This window comes from Streptococcus sp. ACS2, from assembly GCF_000525585.1.
Lineage (GTDB): Bacteria > Bacillota > Bacilli > Lactobacillales > Streptococcaceae > Streptococcus.
Genome location: NZ_JALT01000046.1, coordinates 21,092 through 33,554 on the forward strand (window position 1 = coordinate 21,092; position 12,463 = coordinate 33,554).

At 40.0% G+C, this 12,463-nt stretch carries 10 protein-coding genes; 2 read left to right on the plus strand and 8 right to left on the minus strand.

Annotation, left to right across the window (positions count from 1 at the left end; translation table 11 throughout):
• The first annotated feature begins 44 nt into the window (after window positions 1-44).
• Window positions 45-236 carry a PspC domain-containing protein gene (locus tag HMPREF1517_RS09255; RefSeq protein WP_002886147.1) on the plus strand — a complete coding sequence of 64 codons (192 nt, stop codon included), beginning with the start codon at window positions 45-47 and terminating at the stop codon, window positions 234-236.
• 171 nt (window positions 237-407) lie between these two features.
• On the opposite strand, the gene HMPREF1517_RS09260 is transcribed toward HMPREF1517_RS09255, so the two are convergent.
• The gene (locus HMPREF1517_RS09260) at window positions 408-725 is read right to left on the minus strand and encodes a winged helix-turn-helix transcriptional regulator (protein ID WP_037601517.1); all 318 of its coding nucleotides are present in this window, start codon (window positions 723-725) and stop codon (window positions 408-410) included.
• Window positions 726-800: 75 nt separating this feature from the next.
• Here HMPREF1517_RS09260 and HMPREF1517_RS09265 point away from each other — a divergent pair, with 75 nt between their 5' ends.
• Window positions 801-1,967: a dipeptidyl aminopeptidase gene (locus HMPREF1517_RS09265; RefSeq protein ID WP_037601520.1), complete on the plus strand. Its 1,167-nt coding sequence runs from the start codon at window positions 801-803 to the stop codon at window positions 1,965-1,967.
• 75 nt (window positions 1,968-2,042) lie between these two features.
• Here HMPREF1517_RS09265 and HMPREF1517_RS09270 read toward each other — a convergent pair whose 3' ends face one another.
• From HMPREF1517_RS09270 to HMPREF1517_RS10105, 7 genes are all read right to left on the minus strand, one after another.
• Window positions 2,043-3,101 carry a DUF3114 domain-containing protein gene (locus HMPREF1517_RS09270; protein ID WP_037601523.1) on the minus strand — a complete coding sequence of 353 codons (1,059 nt, stop codon included), beginning with the start codon at window positions 3,099-3,101 and terminating at the stop codon, window positions 2,043-2,045.
• A gap of 29 nt (window positions 3,102-3,130) precedes the next feature.
• Complete coding sequence (locus HMPREF1517_RS09275; RefSeq protein WP_037601525.1) at window positions 3,131-4,069, minus strand: alpha/beta fold hydrolase; 939 nt, start codon at window positions 4,067-4,069, stop codon at window positions 3,131-3,133.
• Window positions 4,070-4,117: 48 nt separating this feature from the next.
• The gene (gene thrS / locus HMPREF1517_RS09280) at window positions 4,118-6,064 is read right to left on the minus strand and encodes a threonine--tRNA ligase (protein ID WP_002890325.1); all 1,947 of its coding nucleotides are present in this window, start codon (window positions 6,062-6,064) and stop codon (window positions 4,118-4,120) included.
• Between the two features lie 55 nt (window positions 6,065-6,119).
• Window positions 6,120-6,443: a MazG-like protein gene (locus HMPREF1517_RS09285; protein WP_037601528.1), complete on the minus strand. Its 324-nt coding sequence runs from the start codon at window positions 6,441-6,443 to the stop codon at window positions 6,120-6,122.
• Between the two features lie 332 nt (window positions 6,444-6,775).
• Complete coding sequence (locus tag HMPREF1517_RS09290) at window positions 6,776-8,098, minus strand: glycosyltransferase family 4 protein (RefSeq protein WP_037601531.1); 1,323 nt, start codon at window positions 8,096-8,098, stop codon at window positions 6,776-6,778.
• Entirely contained in the window at window positions 8,099-9,097 is a 999-nt protein-coding gene (locus tag HMPREF1517_RS09295; RefSeq protein WP_004182965.1) for a glycosyltransferase family 4 protein, read from the minus strand.
• Between the two features lie 130 nt (window positions 9,098-9,227).
• The gene (locus HMPREF1517_RS10105) at window positions 9,228-12,248 is read right to left on the minus strand and encodes a Spy0128 family protein (RefSeq protein ID WP_051412009.1); all 3,021 of its coding nucleotides are present in this window, start codon (window positions 12,246-12,248) and stop codon (window positions 9,228-9,230) included.
• Window positions 12,249-12,463 lie beyond the last annotated feature (215 nt).

Here is a 12,463-nt window from a genome sequence, read left to right on the forward strand (position 1 = left end):
ATCAAGGTGTTATGGTATAATAAGGAAGTACGGAGGTAAATCATATGAAAAAAGAACTCAGAAGAGATCCAAACAACAAAATTATTGCCGGTGTTTGTTCTGGTATCGCTAAATATCTTGACATTGACCCTGTCATTATTCGCCTTATTTGGGCTGCAGCGATCTTCTTATTTGGAACAGGTTTTCTTTTCTACATCATTTGCTGGATTATTATCCCAGAAGAAAGCAAGTGGTAAGTTATAATTGAATATACAAAAAAGGTTTGCCAATTGGTAAACCTTTTTAGATTGAAGATAAAATTTTTGAAATTTCCTTAAATAATACCGGACCTTAGATGAAATTGTTCAGTGGATGATTTCAGGAATCTAGTAAGCTCCACTATATGTTTAATATTAGCAAAAATGACCTTATTCTCGTGAAAGCAAGTCATCATGGTCTCTAATCCACTTTTTTATTTGATATAAAAGTGGTAAGAAATCTTTTCCCAAATCGGTTAACCCGTAATAAACTGGAGAACCCGTACTAGCTACACCTTCACGACTGATTATGTTAATTGACTCTAACTCACGAAGATTTTGAGCAAGAACCTTTCTAGATATTGTTTTCAACCTTCTTTCAAGTTCCGCAAAATGGAGTGTCTCATTTTCTAAAGTTAAAATAATAAATACAGCCCATTTCCCTAACAAGGGTTGAGCAAGCTTGCGTAAATAAATTTCGTTTTCCATGTTACCTTTAGGTACCTTCTTTTTCTCATTATTAAAGTCTGTTACTATTGTACTACATTTCGAAAGGAGAGAAGTATGGTATTTTTTAAAACAAGAGAATTCGAATTTGAAGCGCGGCGCGTACTATGGTACTGCCCTAGAGGTGGGAGTGACTTTGCCGAGGTTGAAAATATCTGCCAACAAATTAAAGACGGTAATTACGAATCTTGGTATCGTGGCTGGAAAGACGGTGCTGAAAAACTATTAAAACGTACTCAACGATATTCTTCTAAAATTAGTCGAGGAAATGCTTTTTTGCGAGCCAGTCGTTATTTTCAAGCCTCTGAATTTTTTCTTTCCCCTTTGGATAAAAGAAAAATAGACGTCTACCAATTATCAGTTCAATATTTTTATGAGGGACTCAAGATGTTAGAAATTCCTTATCGTTTGGAAATGATTTCATATGAGAATATCTCATTACGTTCTCTTTATTTCACTCATAAGACAGCAACGTGCAAAGGAACACTCTTTATCTGTGGTGGTTTCGATGCCTTGTTAGAAGAACTTTACTTTACAAATGTTGTTGCAGGAATCGAAGAAGGTTATAATGTCATCATTTTTGAGGGACCAGGTCAATCCTCTGTCCTTAGAGAACATCATCTTCCATTTATTCCTAATTGGGAAAAGGTTTGCCAAGCCATAATTAATTACTACGAAAATCAAGTTTCTAAACCTTTTATCGGAATTGGTCTATCCTTGGGCGGTTTGCTAATGGCTCGCGCACAAGGAAATAAAAATGACTTATTTGATAGTATTGTTTTATATAATTATTTTCCAAGTGTCCTAGAATCCTTTAAAAATAGTATCTCTCAAATATTCCATCGTTTCATTGATGATGAGATACCAAGTTTTTTTGAAAAGTTAGCTATGTTTTACATACAAAGAAATAAGTTTTTAAATTGGCAAGTTGAACAGGCAAAGTGGAATTTTGGAGAACCCTCACTATCTTCTTTAATAAAACGATGTAAAGAATTTAAGGAGATAACTATTTCAGGGCCTGTTCTTGTACTTTTATCCACTAATGATATGTATTACGATAAACAACTAGGATTTAAGTATTTTGAAGCCATACCGTCAAAAGAGAAAAAATTAATCATTTTTGATAAAGAAAACTACTCAAGCGACCTCCACTGTCAGAATGGTTCTGCTTTTGATAGTAATGATGAAATCTTTGAATGGTTAAGTGAAATAGAGTTGCCTTAATTTATAGACATATGTAAACAAAAAGTGATACAGACCTAAATTTCTTACCATTTAGGTCCATATCACTTTCTTTTTTTATTTTCTCAAGCGGAAAATCAAATAGCTGACGTTAACTAAGAGTAAAACACTCCATAGAATAAGGAAAGGAATATTTCCTCGGACAGCATTGTGCCAAATACCTAGGGCGTATAAGGCCATAAATACTAGTGATCCTAGAACCGCTGTCCCTTTATTGTTTTGTGGTTGATTAGACATATAAACCTCCTTTGATTGCTTTTTCTGAACTGGTTTAAAGCCATAAACCATGGCGAGAAAAGTTCTGGCTTGACGTTTGACATCATTAGCCAAAGATCTGTGTGACTGGGCATAGATACCATTTGGATTGTAAAAAGACTTGTCAAAATGCTCAGGCTCTTTTCGGCCCCACTTCTTTCTCAATTTGTTGGGTGATCGAAAACCCTTGGTCATCCGATTACGAAAGGCAGGATCATGTGGTTGAACCGGCTCCACATCCAGTTGCCAGTGGCGTTTGAAATTGCCATAGTTGAAACTAGCACCATTAACCACTCCACTCTCGGTCACCTGCTCCGCATCGACCTCATTGAGAAAATTTCCCTGACTATCTAGAATAAACTCTACACGATTATAGAGGAGAATCTTGAGATTAACACTAGGAATCCCATCTGGATAAATCCCCTTGCCATCACAGAAAGAAATCTTTTGGTGCAGACGCCCCTGATCAAACATGGTGAAAGGTTTCCATCTGAGATAGACAGCTAAAGCTTCTTTGTCTGTCATCCCTGTTTTTTTATAATGTGTCCGCACATACTGGGCCTGTTGACTAGAAATCAGGTAACGTAACTGATGGATTTGTCGCTCAATAGAGAATTTTTTAGATAAGCTGTCCTCAGGAAAAGCCAAATCTACTAACCTGGCAACATCCTTCCAGAAAGCATCATGAGGCGCCAAGTCAGGGTCAAAATAGGATAATAAACGCTGAGTTTCCTCTATCTCCCCAGATAGATCCTCTGGCATCTCTATATAAGCAAGCAATAACTCCAGCACCTGCAGTGGCTGGTATTCCTTTTGCCATTCCTTCCATAAGCTAGAAAAGGCTTTTGAGCCTATGAGCATCTCATCTCTCCTCAATAATATAAGTTAGTTTAATCAGTGGTCCCCTTTATGAAGTCCTCTATCTTAGCAACTACCTCTTTGGTCTGATAGTGATAAAGATAATGTGGGGCATCATAAAAAGTCAGTTCGATATTTTTCTGGTCCTTTGCAAATCTGGTCGCATAATTTCGCCACTCCTCCTTGCTAAAACTCGTGCCTTCTCCATTAGAAACCAAAAGTAAGGTGGGAATTTGTGAATTTATCTTAGCATCAACCTTTTTAGTATTTTCCTCAACAGATAGGCTCTCATTTAACATAGCTTGTGACAGTATTTGACGATAAGCTATTCGTTGATAGAGGCGTCGATCACTACTACTTAGATTTTCATTAGGCACATATAAGCGACTCGGTATATACCTTAAAAGACCTAATTGACTTCCTAAACGAGCCATACGTAAAATCTGGGAATGCATTCTCAATTGCGAATAACTCTCTGGTAGAGCCCAATCTAAGCCGATGACTGCCTGTATTTCACTTGGATATTTTTCTTGCCACAAAAGCGTTTCTAAGGAAGCCATCGAATGAGAAAGAATAATATAAGGACCTGATACTTGTGCCTTGGCTAGGGCTTGACGTGTCTCAGAAAGAACCTCAGACACATCTCTGGACTTAGATGTGTCCTCACTATAACCATAGCCAGCTCTCTCTACAACGACTATCTTATACTGCTTAGAAAGCCCATCATACAAGTCTTTAAAATCTAGAATGGGAGAGGCCGTTCCAGCACCAGATAGAAAAACTAAGGTTTGTGGACCATTCCCCTTCACAAAGACGCTCATATCATGGCCATTAACAGACACCATTTGCCCCATAGGGTTGAGAGAGGCCTTTTCTCTTTGCAAGGCTAATCTATGATAGATAAAGCTAGCCAGTAACAAGACTAGAACTGCTCCCATCAGAAATAAAAGTCTTTTCATAAAAACATGCATGGTTTATCCTACTAAAAAGTCAGTTAGCTTAGCTAACCGACCCTTTTTTTATTCGGCATCTGGGCGTGATTTGCGAGCGATATCAGCAAGGATATTTTCTACAAATTCTGACACAGCTTCTGTATGTGTTTGTTTTTGTCCATAACGACGAACGTTAACAGTTCCGTCTTCCATTTCCTTATCACCAACAATCAATTGATAAGGGATTTTTTGTGTTTGAGACGCACGAATCTTGTATTGCATTTTCTCGTTACGTTCATCCACTTCAACACGGATACCACGATCACGAAGTTGTTTGGCAACTTCCCAAGCATAATCTGTGTGGGCTTCATTTGAAACTGGGATAACAGTTACTTGTTGAGGTGCCAACCAAGTTGGGAAGGCTCCTTTATAGTTTTCAATAAGAATAGCTGTAAAGCGTTCCATTGTTGAGATAACCCCACGGTGAATCATAACTGGACGGTGTTCTTCTCCATCAGCTCCGATGTATTTAAGGTCAAAACGTTCTGGAAGCAAGAAGTCCAATTGGATAGTAGAAAGGGTTTCTTCATTACCAAGGGCAGTCTTCACTTGGATATCAAGTTTTGGACCGTAGAAGGCAGCTTCACCTTCTGCTTCAAAGTAGTCAAGTTCCATGTCATCCATGGCTGATTTCAACATGCTTTGAGCATTTTCCCACATTTCGTCATTGTCAAAGTATTTGTGAGTATCTTTAGGGTCACGGTATGACAAACGGAAACGATAGTCAGTCAAGTTGAAATCTTCGTAAACATCGATAATCAATTGAAGCGTACGTTGGAACTCATCTTTGATTTGTTCAGGTGTTACGAAAGTATGACCATCATTAAGTGACATTTCACGTACACGTTGAAGTCCTGTAAGGGCACCAGATTTTTCATAACGGTGCATCATCCCAATTTCAGCGATACGGATAGGCAATTCACGGTAAGAATGCACATGGTGTTTGTAAACTTCGATGTGGTGAGGACAGTTCATTGGACGAAGGACAAAGGCTTCACCATCTCCCATATCCATTGTTGGGAACATATCTTCACGGTAATGATCCCAGTGACCTGAAGTTTTATAAAGCTCAACTGAGGCAATTGGTGGAGTGTAGACGTGTTGGTAGCCTGCTGCTACTTCCTTGTCCACGATGTAGCGTTCCAAGACACGACGAATTGTCGCACCGTTTGGCAACCAGAATGGAAGACCTTGACCAACCTCTTGAGAAATCATGAACAAATCAAGTTCTTTACCAAGTTTACGGTGGTCACGTTCTTTAGCTTCTTCAAGGCGTTTAAGGTAAGCCTTGAGATCTTTTTTATCGAACCAAGCTGTACCATAAATACGTTGCATCATAGCATTATCACTATTTCCACGCCAGTAGGCACCTGCAACATTCAAAAGGTGGAAAACTTGGATACGACCAGTTGATGGCACGTGTGGACCACGGCAAAGGTCAACATATTCACCTTGACGGTAGATAGTCAAACCACCTTCGTCTTCTGAGTGTTCTTCAATCAATTCCAATTTATATGGGTCATTTTTGAAGATTTCACGCGCCTCGTCTTTAGTCACTTCTTCACGGATTGATGGGAAGTTTTCTTTAACGATTTTCTTCATTTCTTCTTCGATGCGAGGAAGGTCTTCGTTAGAAATTTGACCAGCTTCATTGTCAGTATCGTAGTAGAAACCATCTTCGATAGCTGGACCAACACCCAAGTGGATGTCTGGGAAGAGGCGACGAGCTGCTTGTGCAAACAAGTGAGCCGCTGAGTGACGCAAAATTGGAAGGGCATCTTCGTGATCAGGTGTCACGATTTCGATGCTTCCATCTTCAGTGATAGCACGTGTAGTATCAATCAATTTACCGTTGAATTTACCAGCAAGAGCTTTCTTAGCCAAAGAGTTGCTGATAGATTGTGCAATTTCAAAAGTTGTAACGCCAGATTCGAATTCACGAACAGCGCCATCTGGGAAAGTAATGTTAATCATAATTTTCTCCTTTTATTATTTCATAGTTTCTAAGCATTGACTTTTTATTAGCAGACTACTTCCTAGTCTGAATGTTCAACTGCTTTTCTTTATCAGAGAGGAAGTTTTCCATTTCCGTCAGGATGTCTATATCCAAACGTTGAGAAAGTTCTACTAGCCACCAGATATTTTCTGAAAGTTTATGTTCCAGTGTGTAAGGTGTTTCATCATAGTAGCGTCCTTGCTTGGTCATCACTAATCGTTGGAAATTTCCAATATCATTCGATAAAGCCAAGAGGTCTTCTTCTACCGTCCACTTGGAACCATGATGCTTAACTTCCAGATTGTGATAAGCTTGTCGGATTGCCCAACTGCGCTCCACTAATTCTTGCAACTCCATAGTTAATCTCCTCATAAAAAATTGCGACATCCTCAAAAGGACGTCGCAACGTGGTTCCACCTTAGTTCGTGTACGACAAAAAATGCGTCTGTCCTACACCTCTGATTGGCTCTAACGTGGCCACCGTTTTATGTTTGCATAAAAAATTTATCGAGTAGTCCCAATCATGTCCTCTGCGTGATTCCCAGCGACACACGCTCTCTGAAAGATTTCCCATGACTGATATGTCTCTATGCGTTATTATAGCATGAAACTGTAATTTTTCAAGCTAATTATCTCTTTTATTAATCAATTCTAAGATTTTACCTAACTAGGAAAATCTGATAGCTTTCCTAATCCAAAAGTTTCGTGATATTTTTGATTTTCTTGACCTGTTTGGCTGATCCTTTGAGGATACGAACAGAGCCATTAACAGGCAAGGTAATAGCCTTAGTCGGCAAATAAGTTACCATACGCGTCAAGCGTTTCATGGTACTGTCTTCACCATTCAAGTCATTGTGGAAATCCTTAGAAATCGTAAGGTCCAAGTAATACTCATAGACACGTTTTCCGAAGTTTTCCGCAGAAATTTCATAAAGCTTGTCAGCCCACTTAGTTTCGTCTTTTTCTGGTGTTGCAATGGCAGCTTCCAAAATGGCCCCGGCTAAATCATTATCATGATAATAAAGCGTTCCAAACATCTGGTCTGTAATCACATTATCCAAATAAGGATTTCCGTGAGCAATGATAGGGGTACCGCTAGCCAAGGCTTCCAGATAGGTCAAGCCTTGAGTCTCACTGGTTGATGCCGAAATGAAGAAATCAGCAGACTTATAATAAAGTGCTGTCTCACTAGGCGCAATCATACCAGTGAAAACCACCTTGTCCTGAATACCAAGTTTTTTGGCTTGAGACTTAAGATCTGGTAGGTAAGGACCGTCACCAGCCACAACCAAACGCACCTTGTCGTCTTCCTCCAAAACAGAAGGGAGAGCAGCCAGCACAGCCTGGATGTTTTTCTCATAGGACACACGAGAGAGGCTCAACAACATGGTCTCATCAGAGGCGATACCAAGCTTGGATCTCAAGTCTGCCACATCATCTTCAGTAATCTCTGGACGTTGGAATTTTTCAAGTTCAATTCCAGTTGGAATGACACGTTTTTCAGCTGCAACCTTGTACTTGAGCAAAAGGTCATAAACAATCTCACTCGGACAGATGACTCCATCTAAATCGCTCATAAAGCCACGAACAATGTACTTAACCATACTTGGACGGATAACCATACCTTTGGCAATATAGCGGACATAGTCTTCATACTGAGTATGGTAGGTATGCACAACAGGAATCCTAAGTTCGCGTGCAATGGCAATCCCTAGCAGACCTAATGAAAACTCTGTCTGCGTATGAATAATATCAAGCTTATATTGTTTAGCAATCTCTAGTGCCTTGGAAAAGCCACGATAAGCTACACGGCGATCCTTAAAAGCAAAGAAAGGCACACTCGGAATACGGACAATCTGCCAGTCTTCATAGCGGTCAACATCTCTATCAGTGGTGGTAAAGATAAAGACTGTATGTCCCATTTTTTCCAACTGCGTCTTCAGCGTGCGAATACTGGTCGCAACACCTGATACCTGTGGAAAATAGGTATCTGTAAACAATCCGATACGCATTTAAATCTCCAATACTTCTTTGTAGGCTTCAACAAGCTTTTGGGCGACATCATCAATCGAGCGACTTTCTGCAACCTTATAGCCTTCTTCACGTTTGTCCACTTTACCATCGATAATATCTTGCAAGGCTACTACAAATTCGTCCACGTTGTGCCCAAATGAGGCCGACTTGTCATCAACCCAACCTTCATAAACAGGAATATCACGCAAAACTACATGCTGGTGACTAGCAAAGGCTTCTAGCACCACAATCCCTTCAGTTTCCTCGTAAGATGGGAAAAAGAAGGCATTAGCACCACTCATAGCCCCCTGGAAGACGGCTCCCTTGAAATAACCTGGGAAGCTGACATTATCAGGATGCTTACCATTGACAATGTCTCGAATCTTCTTAGGAATCAACCATTTGCTGATACTACCTAACCAAATGAAACGAACATGAGGCATCTTTTCAGCAACCTTGACGAAATCTTCAATTCCCTTGCGTTGGAAATAAAGACCCGCACAAATAACCACTGGCTGTCCTTCCTCGATACCAAAGTAGTCTCGGAAAACTTCTTCCTTACGTGGATCCTTACCGTATTTTTTCAGATCAATCCCATTTGAAACAGCAATGATTGGTGTGGTAACTCCGTAAGACTGAATCAATTTTTTGGAATACTCAGATGGTGTAATCACGTAATCGGCCTTTTGATACATGTGGGCCAAATATTTCCCAAAAAGTGGGGCCAAAAGGTTAGAACCGATGAATGAATTCTCAAAGTCTTCACGTGTCGAATGACCATGCATGATGACCTTCTTGCCACGGCGTTTTGCAGCATGCAACAACATCAAGCTACGTGGACCATAAGTATTAATATGAACGACATCGTAATCACCCAAGATGTCCGTCGTATAGGGAATCCCCGCCAAGTCCAAGGCATGCATCTGATGGTGGAGAGCCCGTCCGATTCCTGATTTTTCAAGAACCGATTTTCCTTCAAGATAAAGTAGAACTTTCATACTCCTCATTATAGCTTAATTTAGTAGAAATTTCATCCTGCAGTTGGCTTTATCTTGATTTCTCATTTAATGAGATAGGCATTCCAACACTAAAAAAGATCGAGCATTCTCGATCTTTTAGGTCATCATCTTAAACGTCTTTACGGCGACGATGGCTATATGCTACACCCATGACTGCTGCCATTTCTGCTGCCACACCGAGGGCAAGCAAGGCAGTATCGTTAGCTTGACCAGTCTCTGGAAGTTGAGGTCCTGATTTCTCAGAGGATTGAACTGGCTTAGCTGGTTTTGGCGTCACTGGTGGAGTAGGCGGTGTTGGTGGTGTCGGCGGAACCACTGGTGGTTTAGGTGGGACACTTGGTGGTGTCGGTGGTGTTGGCGGTGTAGGAGGTTTTGGAGGAATGTAACTATTGTTAAATTCTGTATCCAAAGGAAGGAGAACTGCTGCTACAAGCAGATTTTCCTTTTCACCCACAGTCTTGGTAACAGTCACCTGGAATTTAGCTACCATGTTATCATAAACCACATCGGCTTCATTGCCCTTGACTTCTTCAACAGTGTAGTAGTAAACACCTGGTTTGTCATAGACAATGTTTTCAAAACTAATGTTTCCTTGTGCATTATTGGTCACTGTTTGGATAACATTACCCTTGTCGTCCTTAAGAACGAAGCTAAATTCACCATCTTTGAGGTTACGGCCCGTAAGAACCTTGGTCAATTCGAATTTGGCCTTGGCTGGTTGCACTTCTTTAACAAAGTTATTAAAGACAGTGTCTTTTGGATTAGCGACCGTTGATACCAAAGCATCGCCATCTCGGGTCACTGTAATCCAGACAGTCGCTTTCATACCATCATAGACGATATCTTCGTTAGTTCCCTTAACTTCTTCAACAGTATAAGTGTAAGTTCCTGCCTTATCAAAGTGAAGTTCACTAAATGCAACACGACCATCAGCTGTATTTCCAACAGTTTCGACAATATGGCCTGCACTATCTTTGAGGACAAATTGGAACTCATTAGCAGTCAAAGTTTGGTTAACACCTGCCTTAGTCAATTCCTTACTGAACTGAATAGCAGCTTTAGCTGGAGTCACAAACTTGTTGTTAAAGATGGTGTCTTTTGGATTAACTACGGTTGAAACAAGAGCATCACCATCACGTGTTACCGTGATAGAAACAGCAGCTTTCATCGTATCATAGACAATTGCATCATCCTTACCTGCAAGTTCTTCAACAGTGTAGTTGTAGGTACCTACCTTGTTAAAGGTCAACTCACTAAAGGCAACCTGACCGTCAGCTGTATTTCCAACAGTCTCAAGGACTTTTCCAAAACGGTCTTTAAGGACAAATTGGAATTGATCTGCTTTTAGATCTTGCTTAACACCTACCTTGGTCAATTCCTTACCAAATGTAATTTTGGCCTTGGCTGGTGTTACCAATTTATTGTTAAAGATAACGTCATCTGGATAAACCACTTTGGCCACTAATTTTTCTCGGCCATCTGTGGTTTCTCTAGCTACTTGGACAGTCACATCAGCTTGGAGCTTATCATAAACGACGTCACTATCATTACCAGGAACTTCTGTCACACGATAGTGGTAAGTACCTGGTTGGTTAAGTACAAGATTTGAGAAGACAATTTTACCAGAGGCATCATTGGTTGTTTCACCAAGATCAACCATCTTATTATCTGTCATATCAACCAATTTGAAGGTAAATTCCTTATCTTTCAAGGCTCTACCTGCCAACTCTTTGGCTAATTCAAGATTGAAATGTACCTCTTGTTCACCACCTGCATTTCCACGACCTCCAACTAAACGTACTTCAGAAGTATATGTTTTTGACTCAACATCTGCATGAAGGTCAACTTTATTCGTAGGATTATTAGAATCTGATGCTGGGTTGGTCAATCGTGTCTGATACCAAACATAAACCATACGGTCCAAACGACCAAGATTTAACTCAAATTTAGTATCGTCATGAGAGAAACTCTTAATCAATTCCATAGCTGAACCCTTATCAACCCATGGCTCAGCAGAATCAATGTAACGTAACTCTAAAGAATTATCAACAAATCTTTGATTATCAGACCAAGTATCGATCAATTGAAGATTATTCAAGACACGTCTTGCGTAATTAAGACGCATTCCCCAGTTAATTAGGGTTGGATCATTCTTGTCCTGACTACCCCATTTAGCAATGACTTCGTCACCAGGAATAGGATTTGCAGAACCAACTGTCACATTAACGACATGACCATTGAAATTGAGGTGCAATTTTTCGCCACCTTTGAGAGCTTCAGAATAAAGCGTATCTAACTCTAAATTCATATATTTCCCAATAGGGTGATCTTCGAAATAATGATTAAATGTGGTTACAACACTGTTATTCTTAGGATCTACCTGAGCAATACCAACAACTTCGTTATTAGGGTTGTAAACATTAACACTATAGCTTGTCTTAAATTGCAATTCACTTGGAAGAGTGAAGATAACTTTGTCACCTGAATTAATAGCTATATCGTTAGGGAATGAAATATCATGATAAACAACCTTACTTCTTGAGTAAATACTATTTCCGTCTGGAAATTGAAGCTCAACGTTAGGGTTTTGAATATGGATTTCAGTTCCTGTCTTAGTCACCTTGACATCCGCTGGAATTGGACGACTTAGATTGGTAACCTTAAGTCCGAAATTATCAGATGAAGTGGAACTACTATTACTTGCTGCAGCAAGTTCGCTAGCACTAGCTTCTCGTGTTTCACTAACAGTTACAGGTTTCTCACTAAGAGTTTCACTAGTCTTATCTTGCGATGAACTAGTTTGTTCAGAGCTTGCAACCGTTTGCTCTTGACGCGCAACTTCACTAGAAATAGCAGTCACTGAGATAGCACTTGTACTCTCTGCCTGAACAGTAGGTTCAGCTGTCACTTCTTGACTTGAGACGCTAGCGCTTGTCCTTTGGCCCCCACCATCAGACTCACTGGCTTCCTCAAGTATACTCGTAGCTGGCTGTCCCGTAGGCTCTTCAGCTTGTTCTGCATTAGCGGTACTTACACCAAAAACCGCAGACGAAAGTAAGACCGAAGCAACGCCCACCGTAAACTTACGGATGGAGAAACGCTGCCTCGAATCACCGAATAGGTTATTCATGATTCTATCCTCCCATTTTTACAAATCTTAACATTTTTGTAACCCTTTTCAACCAGAATTATACACTATTTTCAGAACTTTGCAAGAAAATTATTTACCCCTTTGGAGGTTTTGTAAAGATTTCTAAGATATCAATAGATAGTGAAATTTTTAAACCCTTATATTATAAGCTTTCTTTCGGAGTCTCTCTTTTAATATTGTTTTTCTTTCTCATT